Origin of the sequence: Frondihabitans peucedani (assembly GCF_039537585.1) — a bacterium.
In the GTDB taxonomy this organism is placed as follows: domain Bacteria; phylum Actinomycetota; class Actinomycetes; order Actinomycetales; family Microbacteriaceae; genus Frondihabitans; species Frondihabitans peucedani.
This window is the reverse complement of record NZ_BAABAU010000007.1, coordinates 12890-30556: the sequence shown is the minus strand read 5'-3', so window position 1 is coordinate 30556 and position 17667 is coordinate 12890. Positions and strand designations below refer to the sequence as shown.

Genomic DNA, 17667 nt, shown 5'->3' with positions numbered 1-17667 from the left:
GCTACGCGGTCAGCTCGCCGACGACGAACTCGATCGACCGGATCAGCTGCCGCACGTCGTCGGGCTCGATCGCCGTGAACGTCGCGACGCGCAGCTGATTGCGGCCGAGCTTCCGGTACGGCTCGGTGTCGACGATCCCGTTGGCGCGGAGCGTCTTGGCGACGGCGGCCGCATCGATGTGGTCGGCGAAGTCGATGGTCGCGACGACCTGCGAGCGGTGGCTCGGGTCGACGACGAACGGGGTGGCGTACTCCGAGGCCGTGGCCCAGTCGTAGAGGGCGCTCGAGGACTCCTTCGTGCGGGCGTCGGCCCAGGCGAGGCCGCCGTTGCCGTTGATCCAGTCGACCTGGTCCTCCATCAGGAGCAGCGTCGCGAGAGCGGGGGTGTTCAGCGTCTGGTTCAGGCGCGAGTTGTCGACTGCGTTCTTCAGGCTCAGGAACTCGGGGATGTAGCGGCCCGAGGCGGCGATCCGCTCGACGCGCTCCAGCGCGGCGGGCGACATCAGCGCGAACCAGAGGCCGCCGTCGGAGGCGAAGTTCTTCTGCGGGGCGAAGTAGTAGACGTCGGCCTCGGTGGCGTCGAAGGCCGCGCCCCCCGCAGCACTGGTGGCGTCGATGACCGTGAGGGATCCTGCGTCGCCTGCCACCCGCTTCACCGGGGCCATGACGCCGGTGGACGTCTCGTTGTGCGGCCAGGCGTAGACGTCGACGCCCTCGACGACCTCGACCTCGGCCCGGGAGCCGCCCTCGGCGGTGATGACGCGGGGCGCCTCGAGCCAGGGGGCGCCGGCGGCCTTGGCGAACTTCGAGCCGAACTCGCCGAACGAGAGGTTCTCGGCGCGCTTCTCGATGAGGCCGAACGCGGCGGCGTCCCAGAACGCGGTCGAACCGCCGTCGCCCAGGATCACCTCGTAGCCGTCGGGCAGGTCGAACAGGGTGCCGAGACCGGTGCGCACGCGGCCCACGAGGTCTTTCACGGGAGCCTGGCGGTGACTCGTGCCGAGGATCGCCGCGCCGCCGGTGACGAGGTGCTCGAGCTGCGCTCCGCGGATCTTGGAGGGGCCGCAGCCGAAGCGCCCGTCGGTGGGGAGGAGGTCTGTGGGAAGGGTGATGTCCGCCATGGGTCCGATGCTAGCGAGACGCCGGAGGGGCCAGGCGGCGTTCAGACGACCCCCAGGTGATCCGGCCCAAAGCCCCGCACCGGTAGGATTCGGTGGAAAGCGCACAGTTCGCCGGGGCGCTGTACCGGGAGGCACCGTTGACCGATCTCGTAGACACCACCGAGATGTACCTTCGCACGATCCTCGATCTCGAAGAGGAGAACATCGTGCCCCTCCGGGCCAGGATCTCCGAGAGGCTCGGTCACTCGGGCCCCACCGTCTCGCAGACCATCGCCCGCATGGAGCGCGACGGCCTCGTCGTCGTCTCCGGCGACCGCCACCTCGAGCTGACCACCGCCGGCCGCACCAAGGCGACGCATGTGATCCGCAAGCACCGTCTCGCGGAGCGCCTCCTGGCCGACGTGATCGGCCTCGACTGGGCCCTCGTCCACGAGGAGGCCTGCCGCTGGGAGCACGTCATGAGCGAGCAGGTCGAGCGCCGTCTGCTCGAGATGCTCGACCACCCGACGGAGTCGCCCTACGGCAACCCGATCCCGGGGCTCGACGAGCTCGGCGACATGCCCGCCGGCCGCTTCATGGACGGTGTCGTGTCGATCGTCGACGTCGCGGCGCAGAATCCCAGCGGAAAGTCAGGAACGATCCGCCGGCTGGCGGAGCCCGTCCAGTTCGAACCCGAGTTCCTGCAGCAGCTCCACGACAACGGGGTACAGCCCGGCAACGTCGCCACGATCGCTGCGGCGGGCTCGTATGTCTCGGTCCGGGTGGAGGGGTACGACGACGCGATCGAGCTCTCCAGCGACGTCGCGGCGCACATCTACCTCTCTGTCTGAGATCGTTCAGGCGCCTTTACCTTTTCGTTACAAACATCCTCCTTCAGGATGACATGGGGGTCGTACTCCGGTACGCTCGCCAAGTCCGAACAACCACAGAAGCCGGTTGCCGGGCCCGTGGCAAGACGTCTCATTCCCCATCTCTTGCTGTGAGTCGTTGATCCGACGAACGGGATGGGGCAGGCGGCTGGGCCTTTGGGTCCAGACGTGTGTCGAGGCGCAGGAGAGACCCACTCTTGACCAACGGCATCATCCCGACCTCCAGCACGAGCACGCTCGTCGCCCGCCGGTCGACACCCCGCACCGATCCGATCCGCACGGGTCCCATCGACACCGTGACGACCTCGGTCGCTGTTCCGGCCACACGCCGCGCAGCCCGCGACGCCGACCGGGCCCAGGTCAAGGCCGCTCGTCCCGGCGCGAAGAAGACCGCCGTCTCGGTCGTCGTCATGACGCTGACCGCCGGTCTCATCGGCACGATGGCCCTCCCCGCCTTCGCGCTCAACCCGAGCTCCTCGTCGAACGGCTCGTCGTCGGCCACCGCCGCGCTCAACTCGGTCCGCGCCAACGGCGCCCAGTCGGTCGCCGTCGGCGGCTCCGTCGCCGACGCCAGCGTCGCCCGTGACGACTACACCACGACCCTCCCGGTCGTGAAGAAGGTCGTCACCCCCACAACGACGACCGCCTCGACGCTCACCGCCTCGCAGTCGGCCGCGGCCACCACCGCCCGCGCCAGCTTCGCCGCGAGCACCGCGTACTCCGGCAAGACCGCGTCCGACTACCTGGCCGACCCGTCGCATCCTGCGTTCAGCCTCGCCGCCGTCTACCAGACGGCTCTGAAGTACGTCGGCACCCCCTACGTCTTCGGCGGCGCCACACCGTCGGGCTTCGACTGCTCCGGCTTCGTCATGTACGTCTACGCGCAGTACGGCATCTCGCTGGCGCACTCCGTGCCGCTGCAGTCCGCCGCCGGCACCACGATCTCGCAGGCCGACGCCGAGCCCGGCGACATCGTCGTGCTGAACAACGGCTCGCACGACGGCTTCTACGCCGGCAACGGGATGATCCTCGACGCGCCCAAGCCCGGTGGCCGCGTCAGCGTCCGCCCGCTCTGGACCTCCGACGTGCACTTCGTGCGATTCGGCATCAAGTAGCCCGCTGATCCTGCGCGCTTCACAGCGCTCGCCGACGGCCCTCCCCGACTCCCGGGGAGGGCCGTCGTCGTTCGTGAACGTCCTGTAAACCGTTACGCGCGGGTGTGGCCGATGTCGGCGGCGTGACGTAATCTGAGCCCACGCAGTCAGACGAACGACCAGGAGATCCGTTGAGCCACTCAGACGCCGCCCGCACCATGGGTACGCTGCTGAGCTGTGCCATACAGACTACGCGCCAAAGCGTGCACCATTCGGGTGTGCGCTCCAGCGCCCACGACTGAGCACCGTCACGCACCGTGACGGTGCTTTTTTCGTGGAGCACCCCCTGAGCGCCAGCCCTGCTGCCGAGATCGAATACCCGGAAGCCGTCCGGGTCTCTTCGAAAGGGAACCAATGCGTCGTCTCTCCACGGGCACTCCCGGAGTGCTCACCAGCCCCCTGATCCGCTGCGCTCTGCCCGGCCGCGAGGTGTCGGCATGAGCCGCACGCTCGTCCTGAACGCCAGCTACGAGCCGATCGCCGTGGTCGCCTCGCGCCGCGCGCTCCTGCTCGTGATAAACGGGAAGGCGTCGATCCTGTCCGAGAGCGACCGGATCGTGCACAGCGTGACCGAGTCGCTGGTCGAGCCGGACGTCATCCTGCTCCGACAGTTCATCAGGATCCCGAGGCGGTCGATCCCGCTCACGCGCCGGGCGGTCCTCGAGATGTACGACTACACCTGCGCGTACTGCTTCAAGCACGGGAACACGCTCGACCACGTCGTGCCCCGTGCCCGAGGCGGCACGAACACGTGGGGGAACGTCGTCGTGGCCTGCACGAAGTGCAACAACAAGAAGGCCGACAAGCTGCTCAGCGAGCTCGGCTGGAAGCTGCCCTTCGAGCTGCGCGAGCCCGCGCCGAACCTCGCCACGCTGATCAGTCAGCGCTGGAAGGAGCCGAGCTGGGCCGAGTTCACCGAGCCGTGGCGCAACCACCCGCTCGAGCTCGCGGGCTGAACCGGGGCCGCGGCGGCGCTCCTGCTGGCCGTAAAGCGCCACCCCGGCGCAGAATCCTGATCCTTCTCTGAACGAACATGACGCCCCCGGGCGCGCTCCCGTCTGAATGGTGTGCGCCCGGTCGGGCGCAGCACCCCGGTCGCCGGGGTGCAGGCATCCCGTTCAGGAGAGAACCATGAGCAACCACAGCGCCGCCCCCAGCCCGTCCGCCGTCATCGGCACCCCGTCGACGTCGTCGAGGCCTGCCTCGACGACCCGCCCCACCGGGTCTGCCGCCGGGCACGCCGCTCAGGACGCCGAGGGCACCAACACGATCGCCGAGGGCGTCGTCGAGAAGGTCGCCGGCATCGCCGCCCGCGAGGTCCCCGGGGTCCACGACCTCGGAGGCGGCGCCGCCCGCGCCATCGGTGCCATCCGCAACGCCATCAACCAGCAGGACCGCGGCCAGGGCATCAAGGTCGAGGTCGGCGAGAAGCAGGTCGCCGCCGACATCGTCATCGTCGCCGAGTACCCCGTCGCCCTCCAGAAGCTCGCCGACAGCGTCCGCGCCGCCGTCACCGACGCCATCTCCACCGTCGTCGGCATGGAGGTCACCGAGGTCAACGTGACCATCTCCGACGTCCACATCCCCTCGGACGACAACGACGCGGACGAGTCGACCGCGCGCGTCGAGTGACCGACCGCCAGGCCACGGCGGGCGAGTCGGCAGGCGCTCAGGGATTCGGCGCGGGCATCGCGCAGAAGGCCCTCGAGCCTCTTCTCCGCGCGGTCCGCGACGAGATCGGGGCGGCGAAGTCGGAGATCGGCGATCGCGTCACCGGTGCGAAGCGGGGCGTGATCCTGGCCGTCGTCGGCGGAGTCCTCGCCCTCGTGGCCCTCGGCCTCCTCGCGGCCCTGATCGTCGCCCTCCTGGCCCTCTCGCTGACGATGTGGGCGTCGCTCGCCGTGACGCTCCTCGTCTTCGCCGTGGCGGCCGCGATCCTGCTGTCCGTCGGCATCCGCAGCATCGGCCGAGGCGTGCCGCCCCTCCCCAGAGACACCCTCACGAAAGCGACATCCCATGAACACTGATCGTCCGGTCAGCCGCTCCACCGCTGAGCAGCGGAAGCAGGAGGCGCAGACCTACCCCACCAGCTCGAGGCTCCTCGCGGAGGTCTTCGGCACCTTCCTGCTCGTCTTCGGAGGAGTGGGCACCGCCGTCTTCGCGTCGGCGTTCCCGACCCAGCAGAACACGCTCGGAGTCGGGTTCCTCGGCGTCGCCCTCGCCTTCGGCCTCACCGTCATGGCGGGCATCTACACCGTCGGCCACATCTCGGGCGGCCACTTCAACCCGGCCGTCACCGTCGGCCTCGCCGTCGCCGGACGCACCGAGTGGCGCCACGTGCCCGGCTACATCGTCGCGCAGCTCGTCGGCGGCATCATCGCCTCGAGCGCGCTGACCGTCATCGCCCGCAGCGGCCCGGTCGGCTACCTCGCGAAGGCGGAGTCGAGCGGGTTCGCGTCGAACGGCTTCGGCAGCGCCTCACCCGGCGGCTTCGGGATCGGTGCGGTCGTGCTGACCGAGATCATCCTGACCGGCGTCTTCGTCACCGTGATCCTGTCGATCACGGCCAAGGCCGAGTACAAGGCGGTCGCCGGCCTCGGGATCGGCCTCACGCTGACCCTCATCCACCTGATCAGCATCCCGGTCAGCAACACCTCCGTGAACCCGGCGCGCTCCATCGCGACCGCGCTCTACGGCGGGCCGACCGCGCTCGCGCAGGTGTGGGTCTTCATCGTCGCGCCCCTCGTCGGTGCTGCGATCGCCGGCATCCTGCACCGCCAGCTCTCCCGGACGAGGGCGCTCACGCTCTCGGTCGAGACCGCCGCCACCCGCTAGACCACGTCCACCCGCTAGACCACGTCCACCCGCTAGACCACCTCAGAGAGAAGATCGCCATGCGAAACAAGATCATCGTCGTCGGCCTCATCGCCGCTGTCATCTACTACCGTGGAGCCCGCTCCCACCGCCCGGTGAAGTCGAAGGGCAAGCAGCCCGAGACGCTGCGCGCCCAGGCCGAGCGGCTCTGGAAGGACCCGAAGACCACCAAGGCCCGCAAGAAGCTCGTCAAGAACCTCACCGCCAAGGCGCAGGATCTCGCGTCGCGTCGCGGCTGACCCTCCCCTCCCCGTTCCTGATCGGAAAGGCAACCACCATGAAGATCCTGCTCATCGTCCTCTGCTTCTTCTTCCCGTTCGTCGCGGTGCTGATCAAGGAGGGCCCGAACCTGCACGTGCTGTGGGCTTTCCTGCTGCAGCTGCTCGGGCACGTGCCCGGCGTGATCTACGGCATCTACCGCGTCACCCGCGACTGATTCGCCCCGGCCAGCACTTTCGGTAGGCTGGTCGGGTCAGCCTCTGTAGCTCAATGGAAGAGCAGTTCCGTCCTAAGGAAAGGGTTGGGGGTTCGAGTCCCTCCAGGGGCACTACTCGGCGTGGGGCAGCGCGTCACGTGTGACGCAGGGCGTCGCGGTACGGCGCGACGCGGTGTTCGTGGGGAGACGCGGCGCGAGGTCCTGCTGGCGCTGCTGTCGCCGCCGTGGTTCGCCGAATGGCGCCGTCTATCGGCGGAGGCACCGCGCCGCGGCGCGGTGCCGTGGCCGAGAAGCGGCGCAGACGAGCACGGCACCGGGCTACTTCGCCTTGCCCGGGCCCTTCGTCTTGCCGGGGCCGTTGCCCTTGTCGGGGCCGTTGCCGTTGCCGTTGCCCTTGCCGCTGTTTCCGGGCGCCGTGGGGGCAGCGGGTTGGGTGACCTCGGCTGGGGGAGTAACGACGGGCGGGGCGGTGACGGCCGGTGTGCTCGGGGAGTCGTCAGGCGACTCCGAGGGCGACGGGGTGCTCGGAGCGTTCGGCGTGGTCGCAGCAGGAGCAGGTTGCGCCGTGGTTCTCGGCACGGGAGCGGTGCTCGTGGCCGGGCTCGTCGGAGCAGGCGAGGAGCCGCCGAGGTTGAAACCGTCGGTCAGGGCGAAGGCAACCAGGACGATGGCTGCCAGGACGAGGGCGGCGATGACGAGGATCCACGCGGTGCGGCGGCCGCGACGGCGGTCGGGAGCCTCGGCGGCGCGAGGTGACACGGACGCCTGCGGCGGGAGGGCGCGGGTGGGGGCGTCCGAGGCCGCGGCGCCGGCGGAGGCGGGCAGGACGCGGGTGGGCTGATCCTGCGCGCCCGTCGCCGGGAACGCGACCGTCGGGGCATCGGCAGCAGCAGCCCCGGCGGCACCGCCAGCAGCAGCCGCAGCACCCGCAGCACCCGCGGCAGCGCCGGCGCCAGGCAGCGCGACAGTGGCGTCGTCATCCCCGCCCGCAGCCGGCGCCTCGCCGGTCAGCGCGACAGCCCGCTCGAGCACCTCGCGCGCGGTCGGCCTCTCGGCTGGGTCGCGCGCGGTCATGGCGGTCAGCAGCGACTTGTACCCGTAGCCGAGCGAGCCGGGCACGTCGGGGTCGCGGTTGAGGCGGGCCATGAGCGACTCGATCATCGGCCCCTGGAACTCGCGGACGCCGGTGGCCGCCTCGAGCAGCACGAGGCCGAGGGAGTAGATGTCGCTCGCGGTGCCGACGCGCTCGCCGAGGGCCTGCTCGGGGCTGAGGTAGGCGGCTGTCCCGATGACGGCGCCGGTCACGGTCATTCGCGTAGAGTCCACGAGCGAGGCGATGCCGAAGTCGGCCAGCTTGGCCGAGAACTCCCGGCCGGGAATGAGCGACGGCGCCAGCAGGATGTTGCCCGGCTTGATGTCGCGGTGCACGATCCCGGCGGTGTGGACGACGTGCAGCGCCTCGGCCAGGTCGACCACCATGCGGTCGAGGTCGGGGCGCAGGATCGGGCCCTCCCCGAGGCGCGCGGCGAGCGTCGGCCCGTCGACGATCTCCATCACGAGGTAGGTGCGCTCCTCGCCGTCGATGCGCGCGACCTCGGCGTCGTACAGCGTGACGAGGGTGTGGTGGCTCAGCGAGGCGAGGAGGGCGACCTCCGACTTCTCGCGACGGACGAGCGCAGGATCGCTGCTCTGCGAACCGAGCACCTTCACGGCGACCTGCCGCCCGAGCACGAGGTCGCGCGCCCGGTAGACCGTCGACATGCCGCCGCGGCCGAGGACCTCGCCGAGCTCGTAGCGGCCGGCGATCACCGTCGGCGGAGCAGCGCTCTCGGCGCCATCGCCCCCGGGCTGTCGATCGTCGCTCACCTGACTCCTTGCAATTCCTCTCAGGTTACCGAGGATCGGGCGGGAGGGGCCGCGGTTGCGCGGGGCGCGGGCGGCGTCGGCGGGGTAGGGCGGCAGCGGCACCGCGCCGCGGCGGGGTGCCTGCGCCGTCCTGTGGCGCCGATGCCGGCAGCTCGCTTCGCACCGCGACCCCCGAGCTTGTCAACCGGTCCGGCCGAGAAGGGGCAGAGCGCGCAGGATCGGCGTCGACTGAACCGGGCTCGCGCTGGGCGGGCCCGTGAATGGAAGGACCACGACATGGGACTCATGGATCAGGCCAAGCACGCCGCGAGCAGCGACAAGGGCGAGCAGGCCACCGACAAGGGCATCGACAAGGCGGAGGACGTCGCATCCGACAAGACCGGCGGGAAGTTCGACGACAAGATCGACAAGGCCGGCGACGCCGCCGACACGAAGATCGGCGACTAGGGGCAGATCCTGCGCCCAGAAGGGCCCGCCGCCACGGTGACGTGACGGCGGGCCCTTCGCTCTGCCGAGCGCTCTGCTACTTCGTGACGCGCAGCTTCACGACCGCGCTGCGGTCGCTCTGCACGCCGTGCAGGGTCACTGCCACGTCGCCGGTCGCAGCGGGCGCCGTGTAGCGGATCGCGACGGTGCCGTCGATGACGTCGAAGGTGCCGAGGTCCGTCGATCCTGCGGTCGCCGTCACCTGGCGGTCGCCGCCGAAGCGGGTCCCGGTCACGGTGATCTTCTCGGACGGACGCGGGCGGGTGTCGTTCGCGGTGGCGCGAGCCGAGGCGCTGAAGCGGTCGGTGTCGCGGTCGAGGCGGAGCGAGCGGGCCATCGTGAAGAAGGTGTCGGTCTGGTCGCTCAGGCCCACCACATTGGCGGCGCCGGGGCCGTAGGCCGCGATGCGGACCTGCGTGCCGGTGTGCTGCTGCGAACCGCCGGCCGCGGCTGTGCCGTAGGCGACCTTCATGGTCGTGCCGTCCGCGGTGGTGAGCGCGGTGCTCAGGGTCGCGGGAGGCGTGTTGTCGACGATCTGGCTCGAGTGGGCGTGGTCGGCGGTGGCGATGACGAGGGTGTTGCCGTCCTTCTTGGCGAAGGCGAGCGCGGCCTGGATGGCCTCGTCGAAGTCGAGCGTCTCACCGATCTGACCGCAGGCGTTCGCGGCGTGATCCTGCTTGTCGATCGAGGCGCCCTCGACCTGCAGGAAGAAGCCCTTGCCGTTCTTCGGCTTGTTCAGGAGCGAGATGGCCTTGTTGGTGAGGCTCGACAGGCTCAGGTCGGTGCTCAGACGGTCGGGGTTCGCCGTGCAGGTCACCGGGGCGGCGTTCGCACCGCCGACGGTGGCGACGGTCGGTGCGTAGCGGGTCGGGAAGTTGCCCGGCGTGAAGAGGCCGAGGACCGGCTTCTTCTGGTCGGCGGTCTTCACGGCCTTGAGGGCGGCTGCGTCCTGGACGACCTGGTAGCCGCGCGAGGAGGCCTGGTCGAACAGGGTCTGACCCGCGTACTGGCCGGCCTTCGCGGTCTGGCCGAAGCTGGTCTGGCCGCCGCCGAGGGTTACGTCGGGGCGGGTGTTCAGCAGCTGCTCGCTGATCGAGCCGAGGCCGCCGAGGGCCAGCGCGTCGGTGCCGCAGGCGGCGGTGTCGGGGCCGTAGCAGCCGCGGTCCTTCACGTGCGCGACCTGGACGGCGGGCGTCGCATCCTGGATCTCGGCGGTCGAGACGTCGCCGGTGCGCAGGCCGTTGGCCTTGGCGATCTCGGTGAGGGTCGCCTGCGGGGTGCCGTCGATGTCGACCGAGATGGCGCCGTCGTACGTCTTGGTGCCGGTCGACCAGCCGCTGCCGGACGCCGCGGAGTCGGTGACGTAGTCGGGCTTGCCCTTGTTCGCGCCGTCCTTGTAGAGCGAGTAGGTGGTGTACGAGCCGGTGAGCGGCAGGGCGTCGAGGCCGGGCAGGCGGCCGGCGGCGCCGTAGGCGTAGTTGCGCGCGACGGTGATCTCGGAGTCGCCCATGCCGTCGCCGAGCAGGAATATGACGTTCTTGGCGGTGGAGTTCTTGATGGCGGCGCGGACGTCGCCGGTCTGGTCGCCGACGTGGCGCGCGGCGCCGCCGTTCTGCGAGAGGGCGACTCCGGCGCCGGCGAAGGCGGCCCCGGGGAGCAGGACGGCGGCGGTCACGATGCCGACGCCGATGGTCACGATGCGGCGGCGCCCACGGGCGCTGGTTGTTGCAGCTGTTTTCACTTCAGTCTCCTGATCGGGATGCCCCCTCTCTGGGGCACACGTCCAGCCTCGACTAGAAGAAGTGATAGGAGATGAACGGTCCGCGCACAGGGGGCGAACTTCGGGTTGACTGCGGACCGGGCGGCGTCCAGGCGCCAGACGTCGCCGGTCAGACCTCGGGCGGGGCCGCGTCGAGCCCGGCCGCGTCGAGCCCGGCCGCGTCGGTCGGGTCGGGCAGCAGCCCGTCGGGGATGAGGGAGTCGGAGACCACGAGGTTGCCGGTCCACTCGAGCGGGAACTGGTCGCTCGACAGGATCCCCGAGACGATCGCCAGCCCGATCAGCGCAGGGAGCGTCGGTGTGCGGAGCCGCATCTGGAGCTGACCGACGTGGTACGACACGGTCGCCGGACTGATCGCGAGCTTCTCGGCGAGCACCCGGTAGGTGTTGCCCCGGCCGATGCCCTCCAGGATCTGGGCCTGCCGACGCGAGAGCTTCACGCCGTCGCCCGTCGATCTCGCCATGAACGCATCATAGGTCGCCGAGGTGTCCGTCGTGGTGGAGTCGCGCGCATCCTGTCGGCGGGGAGGTGTACCGTCAGGACGTCGACCACGGAGCCCCTCACCAGGCTCCCGGTCGCAGAGAACGACCACCACGGGGTGCCCCGAAAGCGCCCCCGTCACGGCCCGGCGATGAAGCCCGGCCGCGGCGTCCACGCGAGACCCGCGACGGCGACGAAGCCGCTGCGGCAGAGAGAAGTCGCAATGCCCACCATCACCACCAGCGGCAGGATCATCGCCGCCCGCCTCGCCACCGTCACCGCCCTCGACCGCGCCGTGCACCTGCCCGCCGCCGACCGGGCGCAGCTGCACCTCCGGCTGCTCAACGTCTCGAGCGCCGCGTCGGAGCACCGCCTCACGGAGGCCGAGGCGGTCGCGGCCTTCGATGCGATCCGGGAGCGGCTGGCGCCCGCGGTCTGAGCGGCTCGCGCCTGCGGTCTGAGGGGCGCGCTGAGGACGGGTGCGGCGGCGCCGGCGACTCGGGTCAGTGCAGGACGCCGCGCTCGATCCTGCTGTCGACGTGATCGACGATCGCGAAGGCGATCGGCTCGGCGAGAGGACCCGGGCGCGACTCCGACCAGTTCGCCTCGAAGCGGCTGCGGAACCCGGTGGTCCAGGGCTGCGGCTGCCCGTCGGAGCGCTGAGCCCACCGCCAGAGGAGCTGTCCGCGCCGGTTGACCTCGACGTCGTGCGCGCCCGGGCCGACCGCGATCGGTGTCGGGCGGACGCAGACGAGCGGCGAGTCGATGCGGGGGCGCTCCTCGAGGCCCGGGATCGACGTGGTGAGCATCGAGTACGGCAGGGCGACGCCGCGCGAGGTGAGGGCGAAGATCTCGAGCGGCCAGCACGGGGCGACCGACTTGTAGACGCTGGCTCCCGAGGCTCCGCGCCCGACCATCACGGTCTCCACGGGCTCGATACCGCGGCGCCGGAGCTGGATGACGGTCTCGGCCAGCAGCGACTGGAACGCCCAGCCGCCGGCGACCTCGTCGGACTCCTCCGGCACGGCCTCGACGCCGCGCCGCGGCCTCGCGAACCGCTCGATCGCTTCGTCCAACTCGGTCATCGCACACCCTTCCGTGGGCCGACAACGCTACCGGCCCGTGCGGGCGCGGGCGGTGCGACCCGCGGGGGTGGGCGCCGGGATCGGCGCCGCGGGACGGCGTGGGCACCAGTCCGCGGACTGGTGCCCACGCCGACGCGACCCGCCGGAGCAGGGGAGCGAGAGGCTCTACCGCCCGAGCTCCTCCTGGATGACGGCGACGAACCGGTCGACGTCGTCCTCCGTCGTGTCGAAGGCCGCCATCCAGCGGACCTCGCCGCGGGCGCGGTCCCAGTCGTAGAAGCGGACGCGCTCGCGGATCCTGTCGGCCACCGCGTTGTCGAGAGTGGCGAACACGGCGTTGGCCTGCGTCTTCTGCGTGAAGCCGAGGCCCTGGAACCGCGACGACTCGAGCTTGTCGCGAAGTCTCGCCGCCATCGCGTTGGCGTGCTGCGCCGACCGCAGCCAGAGGTCGCCCTCGAGCAGCGCGATGAACTGCGCCGACACGAAGCGCATCTTCGAGGCGAGCTGCATGTTGAGCTTCCGGAGGTAGATCAGCCCGTCGACGGCCTCGGGGGTGAGCGCGAGCACCATCTCGCCGTAGAGGAGGCCGTTCTTCGTGCCGCCGAAGCTGACGACGTCGACGCCCGCGTCGGTGGTGAACTCCCGGAACGGCACGCCGAGGGCGGCTGCGGCGTTCGAGATGCGGGCGCCGTCCATGTGCAGCGTCATGCCGCGCGAGTGCACGTGGTCGGCGATCGCGCGGACCTCGGCCGGCGTGTAGAGCGTGCCGAGCTCGGTGGTCTGCGTGATGCTGACGGCGAGCGGCTGTGCCCGGTGCTCGTCGCCCCAGCCCCAGGCCTCCACGTCGATCAGGTCGGGGGTGAGCTTCCCGTCGGGCGTCGGGACGGTGAGCAGCTTGAGCCCTGAGATCCGCTCGGGAGCGCCGTTCTCGTCGGTGTGGATGTGCGCGGTGCTCGTGGCCACGACGGCGCCCCACCGAGGGAGCATCGAGGTCAGCGCGGTGACGTTGGCACCGGTGCCGTTGAAGACCGGGAAGGCCTCGGCGGTGTCGCCGAAGTGCCCCTTCACGACCTGCTGCAGGTGCTCGGTGTAGACGTCCTCGCCGTAGGCGATCTGGTGGCCGCCGTTCGCGTCCGCGATCGCCTCCAGGATCTCGGGATGCGTCCCCGCGTAGTTGTCGGAGGCGAATCCGCGCCAGGAGGCGTCGTGGAGTCGGGTCATCGGTCAGTGCCTTTCGTGGGCGGGGTGAGGTCGATGCGGGCGCCGTTCAGCTCTGCGGCGCTCCGCGACCAGAGGGGCAGGATCGCGTCGGCCAACGCGCCTGGGGAGGTCCCGTCGTCGCCGATCGCCTTCACGACGAGCGTGACGGCTGCGGCGCGACCGGCCTTGCGCCAGCCCGAGGCGAGCGCCTGCACCCACGCGTCGGCGGCCGACTTGACGGTGGCGTAGGCGGCGTTGCTCCAGGTGGGCTTCTCGGCGCTGGCGGAGCCGATCACGACGAGGCGCCCGTGCTCGGAGGAGGTCAGGTCGTCGTGGAAGGCGAGCGTCACGTGGCGGAGGGTCGTCAGGATCCTGCGCTCCAGCCACACGAAGTCGGCGTCGCCCTGCCCGCCGCGCCAGCCGCCGACCAGGTGGACCACCCCGTCGGCCGGGCCGAACTCGGCTCGGACGGCGTCGGCCAGGGCGCGGGCGGCCCCCTCGTCGGTGAGCTCGACGACGTGCCGGGACGACGCGTCGACGGACGAGAGCCGCTCGGCGTCGGTCCCGACGGCGACGACGAGGTGCCCGGCGGTCAGCAGCGCGCTGCAGACCGCCCGGCCCGCGTCGCCCGTCGCACCGGTGACGACGACGACGCTCATGCGGCGACGACGGCGGACTCGGCGCGCGGGGCGTCGAGGTCGGGCGTGCTGCCAGTGATCCCGGCCGTCGACTCGATGACCGTCGTCATCTTCTTCGAGAGCGCCTCGTAGAACATGCTGAGCGGGAACTCGTCGTCGAGGACGCGGTCGGTGTAGCCCTTCGGCGGGCCGTCGAGCGGCAGGTCGCGCTTCGCCCACGCGGAAGCCGGGTGCGGCGTGAGGGTCGCCGACACGAGGTCGTAGGCGGCGAGCCAGTGCGCGACCTTCGGGCGGTCGATCGACTTCCAGTAGAGCTCGTCGATCGCCGTGCCGAGGGCCACGATCACGTCGGGCACCTCGTCCCAGTCGATGGCGAGCCGCGTGTCGGTCCAGTGCAGGACGTGGTGCTGGTGCAGCCAGGCGAAGAGGAGCTGCCCGCCGACCCCGTCGTAGTTGCGCACCCGCGAGCCGGTGATCGCGAACCGGAAGATGCGGTCGAACAGGACCGCGTACTGCACGAGCTGCGCGCGCTCGCGGGTGAGGTCGTCGGTGTCGTCGCTCCGGGTCAGGCGGACGGCCTCGCGGTAGGCGGTCAGGTCGCAGCGGAGCTCCTCGAGCGAGTAGAGGAAGAACGGCATGCGCTGCTTGATCATGAACGGGTCGAAGGGGAGGTCGCCGCGCATGTGCGTGCGGTCGTGGATGAGGTCCCACATCACGAAGGTCTCCTCGGCCAGACGCTGGTCGTCGAGGAGCCTCGCGGCATCGGTCGGCAGCTCCAGCTTGGTGATCTCGGACGCCGCCCGGAGCACCCGCCGGAACCGCGCCGCCTCCCGGTCGGCGAAGATCGCCCCCCAGGTGAACGTCGGGATCTCGCGCATCGCGACGGACTCCGGGAACAGCACGGCAGAGTTCGTGTCGTAGCCGGACGTGAAGTCGACGAACCGGATCGGCACGAACAGGGCGTTCGAGTACTCGCCCGCCTCCAGCTCGGCGACGAACTCCGGCCAGATCACCTCGACGATCACGGCCTCGACGAGCCGCGACGTGCTGCCGTTCTGCGTGTACATGGGGAACACGACCAGGTGCCGCAGCCCGTCGACGCGGTCGCGCTGCGGGTGGAAGGCGACCAGCGAGTCGTGGAAGTCGGGCACCCCGAAGCCCGACCCGGCCCAGCGGTCGAAGTCGACGACGAGCCGCTCGAGGTACGCGCGGTCGTGCTCGAAGGCGGGGGTCAGGATCGCGATCGCCGACGTGATCCTGCGCACGAGGCTTGTCGCCTCGGCATGGGCTGCCTCGTCGGGCACGGCGCCGTCCTGAGCCTGCAGGCTCTGAAGCGCGATCGCGGCGGCCTTCAGGTCGAGCCACGCGGCGGAGGTGCGGGCGTCCTCGACGACCTCGGGTTCACCGATGATGGCGGGGCGCGTGACTCTCGCTGCCTGTGACATGGTTCGACCTCCGATCGCTGAATGAGAACTGCTTGGTTCCGGCCAGTATCGGGGAGGATCGCGCGTCGCACCATCACCCGCGCAAGGAGCTGCCGCAGGGCGCCGCCGTGACGCACGATTCGTGCGCGAGTCGCCGTTTTCATTCGCGCCACCGGGCGGGAGGCACTGCCGGTGCCTGCCAGCCGAGGCGCGGCGGTTGTTGACTGGACGGGTTCCCGTCGTCGAAGGAGAGACTCCATGCCCGCATCCACCTGGTTCATCACCGGCTGCTCGACCGGACTCGGGCGCTCGCTCGCCGAGGCCGTCCTGAAGCGGGGCGACCGCGCCGTCGTCACCGCGCGAGACGTCTCGAAGGTGCAGGATCTCGAGAGCGCCAACCCCGACACGGCGCTCGCGCTCGCGCTCGACGTCACCGACCCCGCCCAGATCACCCGCGCGGTCGAGGCGGCCATCGACCGCTTCGGCGAGGTGGACGTGCTCGTGAACAACGCCGGCTACGGCTACCGCGCAGCGGTCGAGGAGGGCGACCCGGCCGACGTGCAGGCCCTGTTCGACACGAACTTCTTCGGCGCCGTCGCCATGATCCGCGCCATCCTGCCCTCGATGCGGGGTCGGCGCTCCGGCACCATCGTCAACATCTCGTCGATCGGCGCCCGCATCTCGCCCGAGGGGTCGGGCTACTACGCGGCGACGAAGGCCGCGCTCGAGGCGATGACGGTGTCGCTCCGCAAGGAGGTCGCGCCGCTAGGGATCACTGCGTTCTCGGTCGAGCCGGGCGGCTTCCGTACCGACTTCGCCGGCCGCTCGCTCACCCAGTCGGCCGAGGCGATCGCCGACTACGCCGACACCGCCGGGAAGCGCCGCAAGGAGAACGACACCGCGCACGGCACGCAGGCCGGCGACCCCGACCGGGCCGCCGAGGCGATGATCGCCGTCGTCGAGAGCGGGCGCGCGCCGAGCATGCTCCTCCTCGGCGACGACGCCTTCGAGGGCTTCGGCACCGTGCTCGACACGATGCGCGACGAGCGCGCCGAGTGGGAGTCGACGAGCCGCAGCACCGGGTTCGACGCGCCCGCCGCCTGACCCGCTGGCGCGCTAGCGCGCCGCCGCACTGGCCCGCCGCCGCGCAACGTCTCGCGGACCCCGCACCCCGCCGCGGCAGGGTGCGCAGTCCGCGAGACGTTGCGCGGCGCAGGCTACTGGTTGTCGAGCGGCAGGCCGGGAGGGTTGATCTCGGACTTCGTCACGGCCTCGTTCGACAGGTGGTACGCCTTCAGCAGCTTCTCGTACTGGCCGTGCTCGATGAGGTAGTCGATCGCGTCGGCGAGCGGTTTCACGAGGCCGTTGCCCTTTTTGGTGGTGGCGGCGATGAGGCCCTGCAGAGACTCTCCTGCGCCCGAGAAGGTGCCTGCCGTCCGGGTCGGATTCGCCGACTTCGCACTCTGGGCGTTCTGGTACGCGATGCCGGGGTTGGGTCCGAAGAGCGCGTCGATCCTGCCCGAGTTCAACGCGAGGTAGGTCGAGTTCGTGTCGGGGTAGTACTTGACGGTCAGCTTCTTCCCGGCGGCCTCGAGCTTCTTCTGCCAGGTCAGCAGCAGCTTCTCCTGGTTGGTCCCGGAGCTGACGGCGACCGTCTTGCCGGCCAGGTTCTCGTAGTCGCCGTCGAACTCCCACGTGCTCGACCTCTTCACGGCGAACGCCAGATTGTCCTCCCGGTAGGAGGCGAAGTCGTACTTCTCCTTGCGCTGTTCGGTGTCGGTAATGTTCGACAGGCCGACGTCGGTCGCGCCGGTGTCGATGCCGACGAACAGGTTGTCCCACGTCGCCGCCTTCACCTCGGGCTTCAGGCCGAGGACTGCGGCCACCAGGCGGCCGAGGTCGGGCTCCGAGCCGGTCTGCGTCTCCTGGTCGGTCCCGAGGAACGACAGGGGCGGGAAGCCCGCTGGCAGGTTGCCGACGCCGATCGTGAGGGTGCCGGAGCTCTTCACGGAGGCGGGCAGCTCGGCGCGGATCGAGTCGACTGTCGGGACGGTGACGGTCGTCTCGGTGCCGGCCCCGTTGGTGGCCTTCGCGACCGTGACCGAGGTCGATCCTGCCTTCGCGCCGGTGTCGGCGTCGGCTCCGGTGGCGGAGGCTCCCGCGCAGCCGGCGAGGACTCCGACGAGGCCGAGGGCCACGAGTGCCGTGCCTGCGCGGCGGAGGGGACGGATGGTGATTCTGGGCATGGTTCTCCT

The 17667-nt window shown here is 70.7% G+C and carries 20 protein-coding genes and 1 tRNA gene; 12 read left to right on the top strand and 9 right to left on the bottom strand.

Going from position 1 to position 17667, the window contains the following annotated elements:
* Position 1: 1 nt before the first annotated feature.
* Positions 2-1120, bottom strand: a complete 1119-nt coding sequence (serC, locus tag ABD733_RS17110) for a phosphoserine transaminase (protein WP_344798476.1) — start codon at positions 1118-1120, stop codon at positions 2-4.
* Between the two features lie 137 nt (positions 1121-1257).
* On the opposite strand from serC, the gene ABD733_RS17105 reads away from it, so the two are divergent.
* From ABD733_RS17105 to ABD733_RS17065, 9 genes are all read left to right on the top strand, one after another.
* A complete protein-coding gene (locus ABD733_RS17105) occupies positions 1258-1950 on the top strand; it encodes an iron-dependent transcriptional repressor DtxR (RefSeq protein WP_344798474.1) in 693 nt (230 codons plus the stop codon).
* Between the two features lie 236 nt (positions 1951-2186).
* On the top strand, positions 2187-3104 hold the full coding sequence (locus ABD733_RS17100; RefSeq protein ID WP_344798472.1) for a C40 family peptidase: 918 nt from the start codon (positions 2187-2189) through the stop codon (positions 3102-3104).
* A 476-nt stretch (positions 3105-3580) separates the two neighbouring features.
* A complete protein-coding gene (locus tag ABD733_RS17095; RefSeq protein WP_344798470.1) occupies positions 3581-4099 on the top strand; it encodes an HNH endonuclease in 519 nt (172 codons plus the stop codon).
* A 175-nt stretch (positions 4100-4274) separates the two neighbouring features.
* Complete coding sequence (locus tag ABD733_RS17090) at positions 4275-4775, top strand: Asp23/Gls24 family envelope stress response protein (protein ID WP_344798468.1); 501 nt, start codon at positions 4275-4277, stop codon at positions 4773-4775.
* Positions 4772-5170, top strand: a complete 399-nt coding sequence (locus ABD733_RS17085; RefSeq protein WP_344798466.1) for a phage holin family protein — start codon at positions 4772-4774, stop codon at positions 5168-5170. The genes ABD733_RS17090 and ABD733_RS17085 overlap by 4 nt, the downstream gene beginning before the upstream one ends.
* The gene (aqpZ, locus tag ABD733_RS17080; RefSeq protein ID WP_344798464.1) at positions 5160-5978 is read left to right on the top strand and encodes an aquaporin Z; all 819 of its coding nucleotides are present in this window, start codon (positions 5160-5162) and stop codon (positions 5976-5978) included. The genes ABD733_RS17085 and aqpZ overlap by 11 nt, the downstream gene beginning before the upstream one ends.
* Positions 5979-6037: 59 nt before the next feature.
* The gene (locus ABD733_RS17075) at positions 6038-6256 is read left to right on the top strand and encodes a hypothetical protein (protein WP_344798462.1); all 219 of its coding nucleotides are present in this window, start codon (positions 6038-6040) and stop codon (positions 6254-6256) included.
* A gap of 38 nt (positions 6257-6294) precedes the next feature.
* Positions 6295-6453, top strand: coding sequence for a YqaE/Pmp3 family membrane protein (locus ABD733_RS17070; protein WP_344798460.1), 159 nt, complete (start codon positions 6295-6297; stop codon positions 6451-6453).
* 39 nt (positions 6454-6492) lie between these two features.
* Positions 6493-6564: transfer RNA gene (locus ABD733_RS17065), tRNA-Arg, on the top strand.
* Between the two features lie 207 nt (positions 6565-6771).
* Here the strand turns inward: ABD733_RS17065 and ABD733_RS17060 are convergent.
* Positions 6772-8319 (bottom strand): serine/threonine-protein kinase, encoded by a 1548-nt coding sequence (locus ABD733_RS17060; protein WP_344798458.1) that lies wholly within the window; start codon positions 8317-8319, stop codon positions 6772-6774.
* Between the two features lie 276 nt (positions 8320-8595).
* Between ABD733_RS17060 and ABD733_RS17055 the strand changes: the two genes are divergently transcribed.
* Positions 8596-8766 carry an antitoxin gene (locus ABD733_RS17055; RefSeq protein WP_344798456.1) on the top strand — a complete coding sequence of 57 codons (171 nt, stop codon included), beginning with the start codon at positions 8596-8598 and terminating at the stop codon, positions 8764-8766.
* A 76-nt stretch (positions 8767-8842) separates the two neighbouring features.
* Here the strand turns inward: ABD733_RS17055 and phoA are convergent, their stop codons facing one another.
* Both phoA and ABD733_RS17045 read right to left on the bottom strand, forming a co-directional pair.
* Positions 8843-10546, bottom strand: coding sequence for an alkaline phosphatase (gene phoA, locus ABD733_RS17050; RefSeq protein WP_344798454.1), 1704 nt, complete (start codon positions 10544-10546; stop codon positions 8843-8845).
* A 148-nt stretch (positions 10547-10694) separates the two neighbouring features.
* Positions 10695-11048 (bottom strand): helix-turn-helix domain-containing protein, encoded by a 354-nt coding sequence (locus ABD733_RS17045; protein WP_344798452.1) that lies wholly within the window; start codon positions 11046-11048, stop codon positions 10695-10697.
* Between the two features lie 240 nt (positions 11049-11288).
* Here ABD733_RS17045 and ABD733_RS17040 point away from each other — a divergent pair, with 240 nt between their 5' ends.
* On the top strand, positions 11289-11504 hold the full coding sequence (locus tag ABD733_RS17040; RefSeq protein ID WP_344798450.1) for a hypothetical protein: 216 nt from the start codon (positions 11289-11291) through the stop codon (positions 11502-11504).
* A gap of 64 nt (positions 11505-11568) precedes the next feature.
* On the opposite strand, the gene ABD733_RS17035 is transcribed toward ABD733_RS17040, so the two are convergent.
* The 4 genes from ABD733_RS17035 to ABD733_RS17020 form a co-directional block, all read right to left on the bottom strand.
* Positions 11569-12150, bottom strand: a complete 582-nt coding sequence (locus tag ABD733_RS17035) for a hypothetical protein (protein ID WP_344798448.1) — start codon at positions 12148-12150, stop codon at positions 11569-11571.
* A gap of 165 nt (positions 12151-12315) precedes the next feature.
* Positions 12316-13371 carry a threonine aldolase family protein gene (locus tag ABD733_RS17030; RefSeq protein ID WP_344798446.1) on the bottom strand — a complete coding sequence of 352 codons (1056 nt, stop codon included), beginning with the start codon at positions 13369-13371 and terminating at the stop codon, positions 12316-12318.
* On the bottom strand, positions 13368-14009 hold the full coding sequence (locus tag ABD733_RS17025; RefSeq protein WP_344798444.1) for an SDR family NAD(P)-dependent oxidoreductase: 642 nt from the start codon (positions 14007-14009) through the stop codon (positions 13368-13370). Before ABD733_RS17025 ends, ABD733_RS17030 begins: the two co-directional genes overlap by 4 nt.
* Complete coding sequence (locus ABD733_RS17020; RefSeq protein WP_344798442.1) at positions 14006-15433, bottom strand: DUF6421 family protein; 1428 nt, start codon at positions 15431-15433, stop codon at positions 14006-14008. The genes ABD733_RS17025 and ABD733_RS17020 overlap by 4 nt, the downstream gene beginning before the upstream one ends.
* Before the next feature lie 237 nt (positions 15434-15670).
* Between ABD733_RS17020 and ABD733_RS17015 the strand changes: the two genes are divergently transcribed.
* Complete coding sequence (locus ABD733_RS17015) at positions 15671-16516, top strand: oxidoreductase (protein WP_344798440.1); 846 nt, start codon at positions 15671-15673, stop codon at positions 16514-16516.
* Between the two features lie 113 nt (positions 16517-16629).
* Here the strand turns inward: ABD733_RS17015 and ABD733_RS17010 are convergent, their stop codons facing one another.
* Positions 16630-17658, bottom strand: a complete 1029-nt coding sequence (locus ABD733_RS17010; RefSeq protein WP_344798438.1) for a transporter substrate-binding domain-containing protein — start codon at positions 17656-17658, stop codon at positions 16630-16632.
* Positions 17659-17667 lie beyond the last annotated feature (9 nt).